18 protein-coding genes and 1 pseudogene are annotated in these 17,120 nt (G+C 69.8%); 13 read left to right on the top strand and 6 right to left on the bottom strand.

The annotated features are described in order from the left end of the window. Positions 1-21: 21 nt before the first annotated feature. From NGB36_RS27525 to NGB36_RS27505, 5 genes are all read right to left on the bottom strand, one after another. Complete coding sequence (locus NGB36_RS27525; RefSeq protein WP_255923239.1) at positions 22-711, bottom strand: transglycosylase SLT domain-containing protein; 690 nt, start codon at positions 709-711, stop codon at positions 22-24. A gap of 413 nt (positions 712-1,124) precedes the next feature. Next, positions 1,125-2,402: a dihydrolipoamide acetyltransferase family protein gene (locus tag NGB36_RS27520; RefSeq protein WP_255923238.1), complete on the bottom strand. Its 1,278-nt coding sequence runs from the start codon at positions 2,400-2,402 to the stop codon at positions 1,125-1,127. A gap of 20 nt (positions 2,403-2,422) precedes the next feature. Then, positions 2,423-3,427 carry an alpha-ketoacid dehydrogenase subunit beta gene (locus tag NGB36_RS27515; protein ID WP_255923237.1) on the bottom strand — a complete coding sequence of 335 codons (1,005 nt, stop codon included), beginning with the start codon at positions 3,425-3,427 and terminating at the stop codon, positions 2,423-2,425. Between the two features lie 10 nt (positions 3,428-3,437). Beyond that, positions 3,438-4,499, bottom strand: a complete 1,062-nt coding sequence (gene pdhA, locus NGB36_RS27510) for a pyruvate dehydrogenase (acetyl-transferring) E1 component subunit alpha (protein WP_255923236.1) — start codon at positions 4,497-4,499, stop codon at positions 3,438-3,440. Positions 4,500-4,627: 128 nt separating this feature from the next. Then, complete coding sequence (locus NGB36_RS27505) at positions 4,628-5,266, bottom strand: GntR family transcriptional regulator (protein WP_255923235.1); 639 nt, start codon at positions 5,264-5,266, stop codon at positions 4,628-4,630. Positions 5,267-5,477: 211 nt separating this feature from the next. Between NGB36_RS27505 and ffh the strand changes: the two genes are divergently transcribed. The 3 genes and pseudogenes from ffh to NGB36_RS27490 all read left to right on the top strand — a co-directional run. Beyond that, positions 5,478-7,022: a signal recognition particle protein gene (gene ffh, locus NGB36_RS27500; protein ID WP_255923234.1), complete on the top strand. Its 1,545-nt coding sequence runs from the start codon at positions 5,478-5,480 to the stop codon at positions 7,020-7,022. A gap of 19 nt (positions 7,023-7,041) precedes the next feature. Then, complete coding sequence (locus NGB36_RS27495; RefSeq protein WP_255923233.1) at positions 7,042-7,557, top strand: GNAT family N-acetyltransferase; 516 nt, start codon at positions 7,042-7,044, stop codon at positions 7,555-7,557. Between the two features lie 163 nt (positions 7,558-7,720). After that, positions 7,721-7,957: pseudogene (locus NGB36_RS27490) on the top strand (ATP-dependent zinc metalloprotease FtsH); the annotation flags it as partial. Positions 7,958-7,991: 34 nt separating this feature from the next. Here the strand turns inward: NGB36_RS27490 and NGB36_RS27485 are convergent. Next, positions 7,992-8,792 carry a methyltransferase domain-containing protein gene (locus NGB36_RS27485; protein WP_255923232.1) on the bottom strand — a complete coding sequence of 267 codons (801 nt, stop codon included), beginning with the start codon at positions 8,790-8,792 and terminating at the stop codon, positions 7,992-7,994. A 272-nt stretch (positions 8,793-9,064) separates the two neighbouring features. Here NGB36_RS27485 and proS point away from each other — a divergent pair, with 272 nt between their 5' ends. From proS to lepB (NGB36_RS27435), 10 genes are all read left to right on the top strand, one after another. Further along, the gene (gene proS, locus NGB36_RS27480; RefSeq protein ID WP_255923231.1) at positions 9,065-10,477 is read left to right on the top strand and encodes a proline--tRNA ligase; all 1,413 of its coding nucleotides are present in this window, start codon (positions 9,065-9,067) and stop codon (positions 10,475-10,477) included. A 263-nt stretch (positions 10,478-10,740) separates the two neighbouring features. Continuing rightward, positions 10,741-11,331, top strand: a complete 591-nt coding sequence (locus NGB36_RS27475) for a hypothetical protein (RefSeq protein ID WP_255923230.1) — start codon at positions 10,741-10,743, stop codon at positions 11,329-11,331. Between the two features lie 253 nt (positions 11,332-11,584). Next, positions 11,585-12,043: a 30S ribosomal protein S16 gene (rpsP, locus tag NGB36_RS27470; RefSeq protein ID WP_255923229.1), complete on the top strand. Its 459-nt coding sequence runs from the start codon at positions 11,585-11,587 to the stop codon at positions 12,041-12,043. Between the two features lie 2 nt (positions 12,044-12,045). Beyond that, entirely contained in the window at positions 12,046-12,285 is a 240-nt protein-coding gene (locus NGB36_RS27465; protein ID WP_255923228.1) for an RNA-binding protein, read from the top strand. Between the two features lie 112 nt (positions 12,286-12,397). After that, positions 12,398-12,949, top strand: coding sequence for a ribosome maturation factor RimM (gene rimM, locus NGB36_RS27460; RefSeq protein ID WP_255923227.1), 552 nt, complete (start codon positions 12,398-12,400; stop codon positions 12,947-12,949). Beyond that, entirely contained in the window at positions 12,949-13,761 is an 813-nt protein-coding gene (gene trmD / locus NGB36_RS27455; protein WP_255923226.1) for a tRNA (guanosine(37)-N1)-methyltransferase TrmD, read from the top strand. The genes rimM and trmD overlap by 1 nt, the downstream gene beginning before the upstream one ends. 132 nt (positions 13,762-13,893) lie before the next feature. Beyond that, positions 13,894-14,241: a 50S ribosomal protein L19 gene (gene rplS / locus NGB36_RS27450; RefSeq protein WP_255923225.1), complete on the top strand. Its 348-nt coding sequence runs from the start codon at positions 13,894-13,896 to the stop codon at positions 14,239-14,241. Positions 14,242-14,304: 63 nt separating this feature from the next. After that, complete coding sequence (gene lepB / locus NGB36_RS27445; protein WP_255923223.1) at positions 14,305-15,069, top strand: signal peptidase I; 765 nt, start codon at positions 14,305-14,307, stop codon at positions 15,067-15,069. After that, positions 15,062-16,171: a signal peptidase I gene (lepB, locus tag NGB36_RS27440; RefSeq protein WP_255923222.1), complete on the top strand. Its 1,110-nt coding sequence runs from the start codon at positions 15,062-15,064 to the stop codon at positions 16,169-16,171. The genes lepB (NGB36_RS27445) and lepB (NGB36_RS27440) overlap by 8 nt, the downstream gene beginning before the upstream one ends. Beyond that, positions 16,065-17,102: a signal peptidase I gene (lepB, locus tag NGB36_RS27435; protein ID WP_372509546.1), complete on the top strand. Its 1,038-nt coding sequence runs from the start codon at positions 16,065-16,067 to the stop codon at positions 17,100-17,102. Before lepB (NGB36_RS27440) ends, lepB (NGB36_RS27435) begins: the two co-directional genes overlap by 107 nt. Positions 17,103-17,120: the final 18 nt, after the last annotated feature.

Raw genomic sequence — 17,120 nt, 5'->3', positions numbered from 1 at the left:
ATTCACGGACCGATTCGCCGGTCAGTACGCCGAGTAGACGTTGTCGATCGAACCGTACACGTGGTACGCGTAGTTGCACGCCGCAGTGATGTTGGCGACCGGGTCGAACAGGTCCCAGGCCGTGCCGGAGACGTGGTACTCGTCGAACGTCGGCTGGATGACCTGCAGCAGGCCCTTGGAGGGGGTGCCGGCTGCGGCGTTGGAGTCCCAGTCGTTCTCGGCGTACGGGTTGCCGGACGACTCACGCATGATGTTGCGGTAAATGCCGTCATAGGTGCCCGGGATGCCGTTCTGCTGCATGATCGCGAGCGCGTGGCGGATCCAGCCGTCCAGGTCGTCCGGGTAGGAGACGGCCGGGGCCGAGTAGGCGACGGGGGCCACGTTGATGTCGGTCGGCCTGGTGGCCGCCGCGCCCCTGGGGTGGTCGTGCCGGGCGGGCCTGGCAGCCGGGGCCTGGGGCTTCGCGGGCGCGGCCTTCACGGGGGCGGCCTTCGCGGCAGCGGGCTGCGCGGGGGCCGGCTTGGCCGGCGCGGCGGTGGACGGCGTGGGCTTGGTGACGGTGTGCGCGACCGGCGTGCGCGCCGGGGCGTTCGAGGCCTGTGCCGACCCGGGAACGACCGTGCAGGCCAGGGCGACGGCACCGGCGGCGATGGCGCCGCTCGCGGTGATCACGTGCGTCCGGGTCAGGCGGTTGACGGCAGGAATGGGCATGGGTGCGGACCTCTCCGATTTGCTTTGCCCGCAGTGCCGGTCCCCCTCGGCGAATTGCGCTGCATTCTCGCCATGCGGCGCCCTGCGGCCCGCACATTCTTAGCTTCCGGGAATTGCGTCGGCAATCGCCCTATTTACTATCCCGACTAGTTGGGCGGGGGGACCTCCGCCCCTGGCCAACGCCCTTCCGGGCGGGCCTGTTAGCGCCGCATAAGTCTACTAAGCAGGTACGTAAGTGATGTAGGTCCTATGTTCGGCGTCACACGGATAAACCCATGGAATCGACACATGGTGACGTATCCGGTGCTCGGCGTGTGTAGCATGAAGCGCTATATGTCCGAATTGCACGGCAAAAGAAAAAGGGAGCGAACCGGACAAAAGGGGGGTCCGATTCGCTCCCGTGCCGTGCTGCGTCAGACGACGATGCGCAACGGGTCTTCCAGCAGATCGACGAGCTCGGCGAGGAACTGCGCCGCCGTGGCGCCGTCGCACGCGCGATGGTCGACGGAGAGATTGAGCTCGAGCGTGTGCCGGGCGACCACCTCGTCACCGACGACCATCGGCTGCTTGCTGATGGCGCCGACCGCGAGGATCGCGGCCTCCGGAGGATTGATCACCGCCTGGAAGCCGTCGACCCCGAACATGCCGAGATTGCTGACGGTGAAAGTGCTGCCGCCCAGTTCCTGCGGCGTCAGGGTCCTGGCGCGGGCACCCGCCGCCAGCTCGCGGGTGCGTGCTGCCAGTTCGGTGAGCTGGAGACGGTCGGCATCCCTGACCACCGGCACCAGCAGGCCGTCGTCGGTGGCCACGGCGACGCCCAGGTGGACGCGCCGGTGGTGGAGCAGGCGGTCGTCCACCCACGAGGAGTTCAGGTCGGGGTGGCGGCGGAGCGCGGTCGCACAGGCCTTGAGGATCAGGTCGTTGGGGCTGACCTTGTTCTCCTCGCGCCCGTCGTTGACCACCGAGCGGAACTCGCGCAGCGCCTCCGCGTCGACCGTGCGCCGCAGATAGATGTGCGGCGCCTCCTGCTTGCTCTGGACGAGCCGTCGTGCGGCGACCTTGCGCAGCCGGCTGAGCGGAGCCTCGACGGAGTCCTTCCCGTCGTCCGTGGCGGCGGCCGGTGCCGCGCCCGCGGCGCTTGCCGTGCTCGCGGCCTGCGCTGCGTCTGCTGGTTTCGCGGCGTTTCCTGCGTTTGCTGCGTTTGCTGCGTTCTCGACGTCGGCCCGTATCACCCGGCCGCCGGGACCGGTGCCGGTGATCGCCGCGATGTCCAGGCCGTACTCCTTGGCCAGCCGGCGGGCCAGCGGAGACGTGGGCGCGCGCCCGTCCTGCGGCTGCGCCGCGGCAGCGACGGCAGGCGCCGTCGCTGTGGCAGGAGCCTGGGCCTGGGCCCGGGCAGGTGCCGGGGTCTCGGGAGCCGCCGGTGGCCGCGTGGGCGCTGTGGGTGGCGTCTCGCCCGTCGCGACCAGCACCGCGATCGGCTCGCCGATCTTCGCCGTACCCCCCTCCGGTACGAGAATCTCGGCGAGCGTTCCCTCCTCGTACGCCTCGTGCTCCATCACGGCCTTGTCGGTCTCGATGTCGACCAACGAGTCACCGGCAGCTACGGGGTCGCCCGGCTTCTTGTGCCAGGCGGCGATCACGCCCTCCTCCACCGTGTCGGAGAGCCGGGGCATAAAGATCTCGGTCATCGGTGGTTCTCCTAGCTCTCCTAGCGAAGGCGGCCGGTGGCCCGCAGCGTGCGGCGCGCGGCGGCGGCGAGGGACTCGGCGCACGGCAGGGCCGCCGTCTCCAGGGACTTGGCGTAGGGGAGCGGCACTTCGGCCATGGCCACCCGCGCGACGGGCGCGTCCAGCCAGTCGAAGGCCCCCTCCTGGATGGTCGCGGCGATCTCGGCGCCGATGCCGTACGTCAGCCAGTCGTCCTCGGCGACGACGGCCGAGCCCGTCCTGCGCACCGACTCGACGATCGTCGTACGGTCCAGCGGCCGCAGGCTGCGCAGGTCGACGACCTCGGCGCTGACGCCGTCCTTCGCGAGCTCGTCCGCGACCTGCAGCGCGACACCGGCCATCCGTGAGTAGCCGATCAACGTGATGTCCGTGCCGGGCCGGACCACGGCGGCGCGGCCGATCTGAGCGACCTCCGGCTCCGCGTCCGGCTCGTCCGGCACCTCTCCCTTGGTGTTGTACAGGCCGAGGTTCTCCAGGAAGAGCACCGGGTCGTCGTCGCGTATCGCCGCGCGCAGCATGGAGGCGGCCTCGGCCGGTGTGCTGGGTGCCAGCACTTTCAGGCCGGGGACAAAGGAGTAGAACAGCTCGATGTTCTGCGAGTGCGTCGCGCCCAGCTGCTGGCCGCCGCCGCCCGGTGTACGGATGACCATCGGCACGCTGCACTGGCCGCCGAACATGCCGTAGATCTTGGCCGCGTGGTTGACGATCTGGTCGAGCGCAAGCAGCGAGAAGTTGATGGTCATGATCTCGACCACCGGGCGCAGCCCCAGCATCGCCGCGCCGATCGCCGCGCCGACGAACCCCTCTTCAGCGATCGGGGTGTCCCGCACCCGACGCGGCCCGAACTCCTTGAGCAGTCCTTCGGTGATCTTGTATGAGCCCTCGAAGTGGCCGATCTCCTCGCCGATGAGGAAGACGTTCTCGTCGCGCTGCATTTCCGCACGCAGCGTGTCGCGGAGCGCCTGACGGTAGGTGATGACGGACATGGCAGCCCCCTCAGACCGTGAAGAGCGCGTCGGCGGGCAGCCGGGGCTCGGTGTTGGGTACGGGCGTGGCATAGGTGTGGTCGAAGAGCGTGGAGACCTCCGGGTGCGGGCTCGACTCGGCGAACTCCGCGGCCGCGGTGATCTCCTGCCGTACCTCGTCCTCGAGTGCGGCGAGCCGCTCCTCGTCGAGCACGCCGTCCTTCAGCAGCCGGTCGCGCAGCAGCGGCAGCGGGTCGGCCTCCTTGGCCCGCTCTACCTCCTCCGGGTCGCGGTACCGAGCGGGGTCGACGACGGAGTGGCCGCGCAGTCGGTAGCTGACCGTCTCCAGCAGCGTCGGACGCTGCTCCTCGCGCGCGAGGCGCACTGCTTCGCGCGCCGCCTCCCGTACGGCGAGCACATCGGTGCCGTCCACGCGTACGCCCTTGATGCGGTACGCGGCGGCCCGCCGGTGCAGTTCGGGCTCGGCGGAGGACTCCTGGACCGAAGTGCCCATGCCCAGCTGGTTGTTGACGACGGCGAAGACCACCGGCAGGTCCCACAGGGCCGCGATGTTGAGCGATTCGTGGAAGGCGCCGATGTTGGTGGTGCCGTCGCCCATCTGGCACATGACCACCTCGCGGCCGCCGCGGTAGGAGACGGCGAGCGCGGCGCCGGCCGCCAGCGGGACCTGTCCGCCGACGATCCCGTAGCCGCCCATCAGGCGTGCCTGCACGTCGAACATGTGCATGGAGCCGCCCCAGCCCTTGGAGACGCCGGTCGAGCGGCCGTACAGCTCGGCCATCACGCGGCCTGCGGGGATGCCGCGGCCCAGCGCGTAGCCGTGTTCGCGGTAGTTGGTGAACAGGTAGTCCTCGGGTTCGAGTGCGCTGGTCAGGCCCACGACGGTGGCTTCCTCGCCGAGGTTGAGATGGCAGTAGCCGCCGACTCTGGCCTGCGTGTACGCCTGAGCGGCGCGTTCTTCGAAGCGCCGGACGAGGAGCATCCGGCGGAAGAGGTCGGTCAGGTCCTCCGCATCAGGCGTGGACACCGCCGGTGCGGTGCGGGTTGCGCGCCGGGTCGTCTTGCCGGCCATGTGCGGCCTCCTTCGGTCGCGGGTCGCGCTGTGGATGAGTCGCGCTGTGTGCGTCGCGCCACTCTACGGTTCGATCGATGATCGATCAATTGCCCAGAAGAGCCGTCATGGCACGAAGCGGGCGCCGCTCAGCGGCGCATCGTCGCGCAGCCCAGCACGTGATCGCGCACCAGCACCCCGATGCCCGGTTCCTGCCGGCGGAACGCCTCCACGATCGGCTCGTGGTCCGCCGCCTCCTCGTCCAGGCCGAGGCCGCGCAGCCGCAGCGAGACCGCCGTCCACACCTCCAGACCGAGCGATTCCCACGAGTGCAGCAGTACGCGGTTGCCCGACGCCCGTACGATCTCGCGGTGGAAGGCGAAGACGTGGCGCACCTGCTCAGGCGTGTTCACGGCCGCCCGCATCAGCGCCAGGTGGTGTTCGAGCGCGGTGACGTCCCCGGCGAGCCGCGGTGAGGCCAGCTCCGCCGCCACCTGTTCGAGGCCGGCCCGTACCGGGTAGATCTCCGCCAGGTCGTCCGGGGTGAAGGCGCGCACCCGCGCCCCCCGGTTCGGCGACGACTCGATCAGCCGCAGTGTCTCCAGCTCGCGCAGCGCCTCGCGCACCGGCGCCTGGCTGACCCCCAGCTCCGTGGCCACGCGGCGCTCCACGATCCGGTCGCCGGGCTGCCACCGGCCGGAGACCAGCCCGTCGATCAGTACCTGCCTGATCTGATTCCGCAGCGAGCTGCGGACCAGGGCAGGGGAGGACGGGTGCGTTGCTGTCATGGGCCTGCGCTCTCCGGCGGCGGACGGGATACGGCCATTATCGGGGTACGGGCACTGCCGCGGGCACGGCCGAACCGACGCGACGGCGACGACGGTCCGCAACCGTACGGAACGGTACGGATACCACCGGTGCCGTATGGGCATCGCCGCCGTCCGGATACCCTTGAGGACGACTCATCGCCTGCCCCCGACACGAGGATCAGCGACCGCCGTGTTCGACACTCTCTCCGACCGCCTCGCAGCCACGTTCAAGAACCTCCGGGGCAAGGGCCGCCTTTCCGAGGCGGACATCGACGCCACGGCGCGCGAGATCCGTATCGCCCTGCTGGAGGCGGATGTCGCGCTGCCCGCCGTGCGCGCGTTCATCAAGCAGGTCAAGGAGCGGGCGCTCGGCGCCGAGGTCTCGCAGGCGCTCAACCCGGCTCAGCAGGTCATCAAGATCGTCAACGAGGAACTCATCGGCATCCTCGGCGGCGAGACCCGGCGGCTGCGCTTCGCCAAGCAGCCGCCGACGGTGATCATGCTGGCCGGTCTGCAGGGTGCCGGTAAGACGACGCTCGCCGGGAAGCTCGGCCGCTGGCTGAAGACGCAGGGGCACACCCCGCTGCTCGTCGCGGCCGACCTGCAGCGTCCCAACGCGGTCAACCAGCTGTCGGTGGTCGCCGAGCGCGCCGGCGTCGCGGTCTTCGCGCCCGAGCCCGGTAACGGCGTCGGTGACCCGGTGAAGGTCGCCAAGGACTCGATCGAGCACGCCCGCACCAAGCAGTACGACGTGGTGATCGTCGACACCGCGGGCCGCCTCGGCATCGACGCCGAGATGATGCAGCAGGCCGCCGACATCCGGGACGCGGTCGGCCCGGATGAGATCCTCTTCGTCCTCGACGCGATGATCGGCCAGGACGCGGTCAACACCGCCCAGGCCTTCCTCGACGGCGTCGGTTTCGACGGCGTCGTCCTGTCCAAGCTGGACGGCGACGCGCGGGGCGGCGCCGCGCTGTCGGTGGCGCACGTCACCGGCAAGCAGATCATCTTCGCGTCCAACGGTGAGAAGCTCGACGACTTCGACGCCTTCCACCCGGACCGCATGGCCTCCCGCATCCTCGGCATGGGCGACATGCTCAGCCTGATCGAGAAGGCCGAGCAGACCTTCAGCCAGGCCGAGGCCGAGAAGATGGCGGCCAAGCTGCAGCGCGGCCCCAAGGAGTTCACGCTCGACGACTTCCTCTCCCAGATGGAGCAGGTCCGCAAGATGGGCTCCATCTCCAAGCTGCTCGGCATGCTGCCCGGCATGGGCCAGATCAAGGACCAGATCAACAACCTCGACGAGCGGGACGTGGACCGCACCGCCGCGATCATCAAGTCGATGACCCCGGCCGAGCGGACCGACCCGACGATCATCAACGGCTCGCGCCGCGTCCGTATCGCCCGCGGTTCCGGCGTCGAGGTCGGCGCGGTCAAGAACCTCGTGGAGCGGTTCTTCGAGGCGCGCAAGATGATGTCGCGCATGGCGCAGGGCGGCGGCATGCCGGGGATGCCGGGCATCCCGGGCATGGGCGGCGGGGGCGCCAGGAAGAAGAAGCAGTCCAAGCCGGCCAAGGGCAAGCAGCGCAGCGGCAACCCGATGAAGCGCAAGGCCGCCGAGCAGGCCGCGGCTGCGCGCCGCGAGCAGCAGGCGGAATCGCCGTTCGGACTGCCGGAGGGGCAGGACCCGTCCTCCTTCGAACTGCCAGACGAGTTCAAGAAGTTCATGCGCTGAGTATGGTGAGCAGCCGAGCATGACCGTGCACATCCGACCACCCCGGGCATCCGACGCGCCGGCGTACGCCGAGGCGGTCGTGCGTTCCGCCGAGCACATCGGGGCCTGGAATCCGGTCGAACCCGACGGGCTCGCCGATCTGCTGCGCCGTCAGGGGCCCGGCCTGCGCACCTTCCTGATCATCGACGACGAGGATGGCGGCATCGTCGGCAAGTGCAACGTCGCCAACATCGTGCGGGGGCGTTTCCGCTGCGCCGTGCTCGGCTACGACTCGTATCTGCCGTATGCGGGCACGGGACGCATGACCGAGGGGATGCGCCGGGTCGTCCAGGCATGCTTCGCCGCGCAGCCGGACGGGCTCGGGCTGCACCGCCTGGAGATCAACGTGCAGCCGGAGAACACCCGCTCCATCGCGCTCGCCAAGCGCCTAGGCTTCCGCTACGAGGGGTTCTCGCCGCGCATGCTGTACATCAACGACGCATGGCGCGATCACGAGCGCTACGCGATCACCGCCGACGAATGGCCGGGGCTGTAGGCCGGTCTGCAGCGTCCGTGCGGGTGCCTGTCCGGCAGATCGCGCCGGGCCTGCCGCGGCGCCATGTCAGCATTATCCGGACATGCTCGATTCCGTACCGCCCCGACAGAGCCCTGACCAGCCGTGGCGGTCCGAAGGCGCCCCGCCGCCGTCCCCACCGCAGCCGCCGCGCCGCAGGCAGGCATACCGGCTCGCCGCCGCACCTGCCACGCTCGACGCGGTGGACGATGAGATGCGGCGGATCGTCGACGAGTGCTACGACCGCGCCTGCCGGCTGCTCACCGAACACCGGCCCAAGTTCGACGCGCTCACGACGGCCCTGCTGGAGCAGGAGACCCTGGAGGAGGACGAGGCCTACCGCACCGCCGGAATCCCCCTCATCCCCAAGCCGGAGGCCTGAAGCCGCAGGCCGGAAACGCCCGCCCGGGCGAGGCTCAGACCCGGGCGATCAGATAGCGGAAGACGTTGTCCATGCGCACCGTGCCGTCCGGGTGCCGGTACGGGTGTAGCGCCTCCGTCAGCTCCTTCTCCACCTGCGTCCGGTCGCTCGCCGCCACGGCCTGGTCGAACAGGCCCGTCGAGAACAGCCCGCGCACCGCGCTGTCCATGTCCGGGTACGCGAACGGGCACGCCACCCGCCCCGACCCGTCCAGCCCGAGCCCGGCCGCCCGCGCCAGCTCCTCCAGGTCGTCCCGCCCGCTCACCCGCGCGGGCTCGCTGCCAGGCCGCCGTCCCGGCTCGGCGAGACGTTCCGCCATCCGGAGCACCCGCGCCGTCGCGCACCGTTCCGGCGGACCCCATCCGGCGAGCACCACGGGACTGCCGCGCCCGGCGAGCCGGGCCGCGTCGATCAGCGCGGGAGCCAGCTCGGTACGGGGCGTGGCCGGCTCGAAGGCGGTCACCATCGTGTAGAGGCTCCCGGTGTGCTGGTAGGCCCGCTCGGGCCCGCCGCAGAGCAGCTGCGCCTGCGCGCTGCATCCCGTGGTGCCTCGCTGCGGCTCGGGCAGGAGCCGTTCGCGGGCCAGGGCGAGACGCCGCTCGTCGAGATCCACGCCCGTGACGGTGGCGCCGCGCGCGGCGGCCATCAGCAGCGCGAGTCCGGAGCCGCAGCCGAGGCCCAGCAGACGCGTATGACGACCGACGTCGAGCCGTTCGTACACGGCCTCGTAGAGCGGTACGAGCATCCGCTCCTGGATCTCCGCCCAATCCCGCGCCCTGGCGTCGGCGCGGTCCATGCGTCCCGGTACGAGCGTAGGTGTCATCGAGCAGCCCCAATCCGCCGAGTCGCCGTTGCTTGCCCCCGTATGGCTTGGTGGTCCCGCAAGGCCAGACAACTCCCGTTCCGGCCCCCCGTCCAGAGGTCGTTCGGCCCCTCGTCCAGAGAGTAGGCGCGGACGCCTCCCGCTGCCTCCCGGGCGCCGGGTTGCGGAAGCAGGTCAGCGGCGGTACGGACCCGACGGGGATATCGATTCACGGTCCCCGGCCCGGTCACCGTACGATCTGCGCCATGGCAAAGGCACCCGTACTCACGCCCCAGGCGGAAGACTTCCCGCGCTGGTACCAGGACCTGATCAACAAGGCCGAGCTGGCCGACAACGGCCCGGTGCGCGGCACCATGGTCGTCCGACCGTACGGGTACGGCCTGTGGGAGCGGATGCAGCAGGAGATGGACGCGCGGATCAAGGAGGCGGGCGCGGAGAACGCCTACTTCCCGCTCTTCATCCCGCAGTCCTACCTCACCAAGGAGGCTGAGCACGTCGAGGGCTTCGCCCCCGAGTTGGCCGTCGTCACCCACGCGGGAGGCAAGGACCTCGAGGAGCCGGTCGTCGTCCGGCCCACCTCGGAGACGATCGTCAACGAGTACTTCTCCAAGTGGGTGCAGAGCTACCGTGACCTGCCGCTGCTGGTCAACCAGTGGGCCAACGTGGTGCGTTGGGAGCTGCGCCCCCGCGTCTTCCTGCGCACCACGGAGTTCCTGTGGCAGGAGGGCCACACCTGCCACGCCACCTACGAGGACGCGCGCGATTACGCGGCCCGCATCCACCGCCATGTCTACGGCGACTTCATGACCGACGTGCTCGCCATCGACGTGGTGCTCGGCCGCAAGACCGCGCAGGAGCGGTTCGCCGGAGCGGTCAACACCCTCACCCTCGAAGCGATGATGCGGGACGGCAAGGCGCTGCAGATGGGCACCAGCCATGAGCTGGGCCAGAACTTCGCCAAGGCCTTCAACACGCAGTACCTCTCGGCCGACGGCAAGCAGGAGCTGGTCTGGCAGACCTCCTGGGGCACCTCGACCCGCATGGTCGGCGGCCTGATCATGACGCACGGCGACGACAACGGCCTGCGCGTGCCGCCGCGCCTGGCGCCGGTCCAGGCCGTCGTGCTGGCGATCAAGGGCGACGAGGCGGTGCTCGCCAAGGTGCGCGAGATCGGCGAGCGGCTGAAGGCCACCGGCGTCCGGGTGCGGGTGGACGACCGCACCGACGCCCCGTTCGGGCGGCGCGCCGTCGACTGGGAGCTCAAGGGCGTACCGGTGCGCATCGAGGTGGGCCCGCGCGACCTGGAGAGCGGCACCGCGATGCTGGCCCGCCGCATCCCTGGGGGCAAGGAGCCGGTCGCGATCGACGCGCTCGCCTCCCTGCTGCCCAAGGTCCTGGACGACGACCAGGCGCTGCTGCTGAAGGAGTCGCGGGAACTGCGCGAGTCGCGCACCGCCGATGTCACCACGATCGCCGAGGCCTCGGAGGCCGCCGCCACCGGCTGGGCGCGGATCCGCTGGGCCGACCTCGGCCCGGAGGGCGAGGCGAAGCTCGCCGAGCACGGGATCACGGTGCGGTGCTTGGTCGCAGAGGACGGGTCGGTGCCGGACGCGGATGACGCACCGGGTAACGTCGCTCTCGTCGCACGGGCCTACTGACGGACTGACCGACCGCGCAGGGCCCGGGCGCGCACGACCTGGGAATGAACGGGGCGTACTGCTACGGCAGTACGCCCCGTCTTATTGCCGCTTGATAGAAGACGCACAGCTCATCCATAGACGTCCACACCCGTCCTCCCGCGAACGTATTAAGCCTGTATCATCAGCAGACTCCGTCTGTGGGTGAACTGACGAGTACGTGCAAAATAATTGGGATGGCCCCGGAATCGGAACACCATGACCCCTCTCCTCGTTGTCACGACGTGAGCACGACACCACCAGTCCTCGCCGCCGAGCTGGCAGTCGCGTGGGCCGACATTCAACGGCACCACCCGGAACTGCCGGATCTGGCCGCGCCCGAATCCCTCATCGGGGAGTCCTCGTCCGCCTGCGGGACGGAGCTCTCCTTCGAAAGGCTGCTGCACGAGGCCGTACACGGGATCGCCGCCGCACGCGGCATCCGCGACACCTCGCGCGCCGGCCGCTACCACAACCGCCGCTTCCTGGCGATCGCCGACGAGCTCGGCCTCGACCATGCCGAGGAGCCGCATGCGAGCAGCGGGTTCTCGTTGGTCGTCATGCGCCCCGAGACGCGCAGGCGCTACCGCTCGACGATCGAACGCCTCCAGCGCGCGCTCAAGGCGCACGTCGTGGCGACGGCCTCCGACTCCGCCCGCTCCTTCCGCGGGCCTGCGGCTCGACACGGTTCGTCGGGCGGCGGCGTACGCGTCAAGGCGGTGTGCGAGTGCGGGCGGAACGTCCGGGTCGTCCCGTCGGTGCTCGCCAAGGCGCCGATCATGTGCGGGGCGTGCGGGCAGCCGTTCCGCATTCCGGAAGTGGTCGGGGTCGGCTGACGGCGGCCGATCACACTGACGGCGGACGACGGCAGAAGACGGCAGAAGACCATGGCAGCCGACGGGGCGGTCGCGCCGGTCCCCGCGTGCGGCGCGGCCGGCTCCGTATGGCAGAATGGTCAGCTGAGCACTCGGCAGCCGTGCAGGACCCCTCTCTCCTTCGGCTGACGCGTCCGTCGGGCATCCGGCTCCCACAACCCCACGTGGTGACCTGGTGTGCCCAACCACGTCAAGACCAGGAGAACCCACTCCCGTGGCAGTGAAGATCAAGCTGAAGCGTCTGGGCAAGATCCGTTCGCCTCACTACCGCATCATCGTCGCCGACTCCCGTACCCGCCGCGACGGCCGGGCGATCGAGGAGATCGGCCTGTACCACCCGATGGAGAACCCGTCCTTCATCAAGGTGGACAGCGAGCGCGTCCAGTACTGGCTGGGCGTCGGCGCTCAGCCGACCGAGCCCGTGCAGGCGATCCTCAAGGTGACCGGCGACTGGCAGAAGTTCAAGGGCCTGCCGGCTCCGGCCCCGATGCTCGTCGCCGAGCCGAAGGCCGACAAGCGTGCGCTCTTCGAGGCGGCCGCCAAGGAGGTGTCGGACGAGCCCAAGGGCGAGGCGATCACCCCCAAGGCGAAGAAGTCCGAGAAGAAGGCAGACTCCGGGGACGCAGCGGCTGCGGACGCGGCTGCTGGGTCCGCCGAGCCGACCGAGGCCTGACCATGCTCGAGGAGGCTCTCGAGCACCTCGTGAAGGGCATCGTCGACAACCCCGATGACGTACAGGTCGCTTCACGTACGCTGCGCCGCGGGCGTGTGCTCGAGGTACGGGTCCACCCCGACGACCTCGGCAAGGTGATCGGCCGCAACGGCCGCACCGCCCGCGCCCTGCGCACCGTCGTGAGCGCTCTCGGCGGCCGCGGCGTCCGCGTCGACCTCGTCGATGTGGACCACGTCCGCTGAACACAAGGGTTTCCCGGGGCACGACCGCCCCGGCCCTCATCACCGGCGCGGGGCGGGGACGGCACCAGCCGCCCCGGCCCGTGCCGTTTACTCGCACCGAGAGGTGGCCCAAGTGCAGTTGGTAGTCGGCCGCATCGGCCGCGCCCATGGGATCAAGGGCGAAGTCACGGTCGAGGTCCGCACGGACGAGCCGGAGTCGCGGCTCGCGCCGGGCGCCGTGCTGGCCACCGAACCGGCGTCGGCCGGCCCCCTCATCATCGCGTCCGGGCGCGTGCACAGCGGCCGCCTGCTGCTGCGCTTCGAGGGAGTGATGGACCGCAACGGTGCCGAGGCGCTGCGCAACACCCTGCTCATCGCCGAGGTGGACCCGGACGAGACGCCGGAGGACCCCGAGGAGTACTACGACCATCAGCTCATCGACCTGGACGTGGTGACCTCCGACGGCACCGAGGTGGGACGGATCGCCGAGATCTCCCACCTCCCGTACCAGGACCTCCTGGTGGTCAGGCGCCCTGACGGCAGCGAGCTCATGGTGCCGTTCGTCTCCGAGATCGTCCCGGAGATCGACCTGAAGCTGCAGCGCGCCGTAATCACCCCTCCGCCCGGCCTGCTGGACGAGGCAGAGGTGCAGGTCGCGAGTGCTCGGGAGCGGGACGAGAGCTGATGCGGATCGACGTCGTCACGATCTTCCCCGAGTACCTGGAGCCGCTGAACGTCTCACTGGTCGGCAAGGCGCGCGCACGTGGCCTGCTGGACGTCCGTGTCCACGACCTGCGCGACTGGGCCCACGACAAGCACAAGACCGTCGACGACACGCCGTACGGCGGCGGCCCCGGCATGGTCATGAAGCCGGAGCCGTGGGGCGAGGCGCTCGACGCCGTCCGCGCGTCGGGCGACGGCCGCGAACCCGTGCTCGTCGTCCCGACGCCGAGCGGCCGCCCGTTCACCCAGGAGCTCGCTGTCGAGCTGTCGCAGCGGCCGTGGCTGGTCTTCGCGCCCGCCCGGTACGAGGGCATCGACCGCCGGGTGATCGACGAGTACGCCGAGCGCTGGGAGGTCCACGAGGTCTCCATCGGCGACTACGTGCTGGCCGGCGGAGAGGCCGCGGTGCTGGTGATCACTGAGGCCGTCGCGCGGCTGCTGCCCGGTGTGCTCGGCAACGCCGAATCCCACCGGGACGACTCCTTCTCACCCGGTGCGATGGCCGACCTGCTGGAGGGCCCCGTCTACACCAAGCCGCCGGTGTGGCGGGACCGGACGATCCCCGAGGTGCTTCTCAGCGGCCACCACGGGAAGATCGCGCGCTGGCGCCGCGACCAGGCCTTCCGCCGTACCTGCGCCAACCGCCCGGATCTGGTCGAGCGCTGCGACCCCGCCGCGCTCGACCAGCACGACCGCGCGCTGCTCGCCGAACTCGGCTGGACCGAGCAGGCAGACGGGCGATTTGGGCGAGCGGCGCCGACCATGGAAGAATAGGCCGCTGTGCCTTACGCCAGCCCGGCGCCCCTGCCACAGGGGGACCGACGCCCGGCGGGTGAAGCGGTACACCCGATCTGATACACGACATACCGCTGATGACCTGTGGCATCAGCGAGGAAAGCAGAGACCATGAACCTGCTCGACGCCGTCGACGCGCAGTCCAAGCGCGATGACATCCCGGCCTTCCGTCCGGGTGACACCGTCAACGTCCACGTCCGGGTCATCGAGGGCAACCGCTCCCGTGTCCAGCAATTCAAGGGCGTGGTCATCCGCCGCCAGGGCTCCGGCGTGCGCGAGACCTTCACGGCTCGCAAGGTCAGCTTCGGCGTCGGCGTGGAGCGCACCTTCCCGGTGCACACCCCGATCGTGGAGAAGATCGAGGTCGTGACCCGCGGTGACGTCCGTCGCGCCAAGCTCTACTACCTGCGCGAGCTGCGCGGCAAGGCCGCCAAGATCAAGGAGAAGCGCGAGAGCTGAGGCTGTCGCGTGCCGCCAGGTGGCTACGGGGCGCGTATACAGGCCGGATAGGCTCTGCGCCCGATGGAAACCGAGGCGGAAGAACTGGCGGAGCGCGATCGCTCGTCCGTCCCCCGAGGACGGACGGAGGGGTCGCGCTCCGTTGTACGCTCAGGAGCCGGGCGCGCGGAGACGGTACGCGTATGGTGGCGCGGTCTGGGGCTGTGGCAGGAGGCCGGACTCCTCGCCGTCGCATGCCTCGCGGTGCTCTGCCTGGTCAACGCGTTCCTGGTACAGCCCTTCGTCATCCCCTCGGGGTCGATGGAGAACACCCTGCAGATAGGCGACCGGGTACTGGTCAACAAGCTGGCCTACCACTTCGGGAACCAGCCGCACCGCGGCGACGTGGTCGTCTTCGACGGCACGGGCTCCTTCATCCAGGACGAGCCGTCCGAGAACCCGGTGGTCCGCCTCATCGGCTACGTCGGCAGGCTGGTGGGGCTCGCACCCCCGGAGCAGACGGATTTCATCAAGCGGGTGGTGGGCGTCGGCGGAGACCGCGTCACCTGCTGCGACATGCAGGGCAGGATCACGGTGAACGGGCGACCGGTGGACGAGCGGAGCTATCTGTATCCGGGTGACGCCCCGTCCCAGGTGCGGTTCGACATCGTGGTGCCGCAGGGGAAGCTGTGGGTGATGGGCGATCACCGCAGCGATTCGAGCGATTCACGCGATCATCTCGGCGACCCCGGCGGAGGTGCGGTGCCGGTGGACAAGGTGATCGGACGGGCCGAATGGATCATTTGGCCGTTCAATCGGATGGGTTCGCTGGGCGGTGCGCATGGGTAACCGCGGACGGTCGCGGTATGGGCAGCGCCGTGCCCAGGAACCGCCGGACCGGCCAGGCGGGAGCGGTGGCGGCACCGGGCCCGGCGAGGCGCAGCAGTCCGCGCGGACGGGACCTCGTACCGGTCAGGGGCGCGCCGAGCGGCGGCGTGCGGCACAGCGGATCAAGCGCCGACGGCGCCGTTCCGCGATCAAGGAGGTCCCGATCCTCGTCGGGATCGCCCTGCTGATCGCCCTGGTGCTCAAGACCTTCCTGGTACAGGCGTTCGTGATCCCGTCCGGGTCGATGGAGAACACCATCCAGGTCGGTGACCGGGTGCTGGTCGACAAGCTCACCCCGTGGTTCGGCTCGAAGCCGTCGCGCGGAGACGTGGTGGTCTTCCAGGACCCGGACCACTGGCTGGAGGGCGAACCGCAGCCCAAGCCCGACCCCGAGGGCATCAGGCAGATCAAGGACTTCTTCACCTTCATCGGGTTGCTGCCCGCCTCGAACGAGCAGGATCTGATCAAACGTGTGATCGGTGTCCCGGGCGACACGGTGGCGTGCTGCGACCCGCAAGGGCGCCTCACGGTCAACGGCCAGGCGCTCAACGAGCCGTATGTGATGCCCGGCAATCCGCCGTCGATGATCCGCTTTTCGGTGAAGGTGCCTGCGGGGCGCCTGTGGGTGATGGGCGACCACCGCTCCAACTCCGCCGACTCCCGGTACCACATGAATGATCCCGGAGGGGGTACGGTCCCGGAAAGCGATGTGGTGGGACGGGCCGTCGTGATCGCATGGCCTGTGTCGCACTGGGCGACGCTGCCGGAACCGAGCACGTTCGCCTCGGTGCCGGACGCGCGCGCCGCCGGGACATCGACCGCGGGCAATGCCAATAATCGGCAACGATTGATCCAACTCCCGACTCCTGCGGAACTCTCGCTCGTTATGGGAGTGGTGGGCCTGCGCCGTGTTCGCGGCGGGCCATGGCGTGGAGTGAGGAGTGGATGTGGGGGACGTGGCAGTCGGCGCACGATCCGGACCAGGAGAGCCCGAAGGGCAGGGCGCCCGGGCGAGCGCGGTCGAGGAAGAGGCGGCGGCGGTGAATCTGGGCAAGTCCCCTGACGAGGACGGCACCGTCCCCGGAGGTCCCGGGAGCTCCGGGGCGCCCGAGGGCCCCGGCACGTCGGGTAAGTGGGACGGGGACGACCCCAAGGGCGGCAGGAGCGAGGAGGGCAAGGCCGAGAAGAAGCCTCGTTCCTTCTGGAAGGAGCTGCCGATCCTCATCGGCATCGCTCTCGTCCTCGCTCTGATCATCAAGACCTTCCTGGTGCAGGCGTTCTCCATCCCGTCCGCCTCCATGCAGGACACCCTGCAGATCGGTGACCGGGTGCTGGTCGACAAGCTGACCCCGTGGTTCGGCTCCAAGCCCGAGCGCGGGGACGTGGTGGTCTTCCACGACCCTGGCGGCTGGCTCGGCGAGAACCCGGCCCCCAGCAGCAACCCGGTCGCCTCCGGCATCCAGACGGTGCTGAGCTTCATCGGCCTGATGCCGTCGGCCAACGAGAAGGACCTGATCAAGCGGGTCATCGCGGTCGGCGGTGACACCGTGGAGTGCCGCGGCACCGGGCCGGTCTACGTCAACGGAAAGCCGCTCAACGAGCCGTACATCTACCCGGGGAACACTCCGTGCAGTGACAAGCCGTTCGGCCCGATCAAGGTTCCGGCGAACCACATCTGGGTGATGGGTGACCACCGGCAGGACTCGCTCGACTCCCGCTACCACCAGAACCTGCCGGGCGGCGGCACGGTCTCCGACAAGGAGGTCGTCGGCCGGGCCATCGTCATCGCATGGCCGGTCAACCGCTGGGCGACGCTGCCCGTGCCCTCCACCTTCAATCAGCCGGGGATCAACTCGACCGCTTCGGCGGCGCTCGGAGCGACTCCTGCCGCGCTCGGTCTCGCCGGAGCGGTTCCGTTGGTGCTGGTGCGCCGACGCCGGTTGATGAAGAACATGTCGAAGAAGGCGTCGCTGATCGAAAAGGCTGCCGAGTAGTGCTGGGCGCCGCCGGTA

This window comes from Streptomyces humicola, assembly GCF_024436035.1.
GTDB lineage: Bacteria > Actinomycetota > Actinomycetes > Streptomycetales > Streptomycetaceae > Streptantibioticus_B > Streptantibioticus_B humicola.
Note: the sequence above shows the minus strand (reverse complement) of the source record. Positions and strands in the feature narration are given on the sequence as shown.

Excerpts from the sequence above, each read along its gene's own strand:
- NGB36_RS27515 (WP_255923237.1), bottom strand. The coding sequence starts at position 3,427 with ATGTCCGTCATCACCTACCGTCAGGCGCTCCGCGACACGCTGCGTGCG.
- NGB36_RS27465 (WP_255923228.1), top strand. The coding sequence starts at position 12,046 with ATGCTCGAGGAGGCTCTCGAGCACCTCGTGAAGGGCATCGTCGACAAC.
- pdhA (WP_255923236.1), bottom strand. The coding sequence starts at position 4,499 with ATGGCCGGCAAGACGACCCGGCGCGCAACCCGCACCGCACCGGCGGTG.
- NGB36_RS27485 (WP_255923232.1), bottom strand. The coding sequence starts at position 8,792 with ATGGACCGCGCCGACGCCAGGGCGCGGGATTGGGCGGAGATCCAGGAG.
- NGB36_RS27520 (WP_255923238.1), bottom strand. The coding sequence starts at position 2,402 with ATGACCGAGATCTTTATGCCCCGGCTCTCCGACACGGTGGAGGAGGGC.
- trmD (WP_255923226.1), top strand. The coding sequence starts at position 12,949 with ATGCGGATCGACGTCGTCACGATCTTCCCCGAGTACCTGGAGCCGCTG.
- rplS (WP_255923225.1), top strand. The coding sequence starts at position 13,894 with ATGAACCTGCTCGACGCCGTCGACGCGCAGTCCAAGCGCGATGACATC.
- proS (WP_255923231.1), top strand. The coding sequence starts at position 9,065 with ATGGCAAAGGCACCCGTACTCACGCCCCAGGCGGAAGACTTCCCGCGC.
- NGB36_RS27495 (WP_255923233.1), top strand. The coding sequence starts at position 7,042 with ATGACCGTGCACATCCGACCACCCCGGGCATCCGACGCGCCGGCGTAC.
- NGB36_RS27505 (WP_255923235.1), bottom strand. The coding sequence starts at position 5,266 with ATGACAGCAACGCACCCGTCCTCCCCTGCCCTGGTCCGCAGCTCGCTG.
- lepB (WP_255923223.1), top strand. The coding sequence starts at position 14,305 with ATGGAAACCGAGGCGGAAGAACTGGCGGAGCGCGATCGCTCGTCCGTC.
- NGB36_RS27525 (WP_255923239.1), bottom strand. The coding sequence starts at position 711 with ATGCCCATTCCTGCCGTCAACCGCCTGACCCGGACGCACGTGATCACC.
- lepB (WP_255923222.1), top strand. The coding sequence starts at position 15,062 with ATGGGTAACCGCGGACGGTCGCGGTATGGGCAGCGCCGTGCCCAGGAA.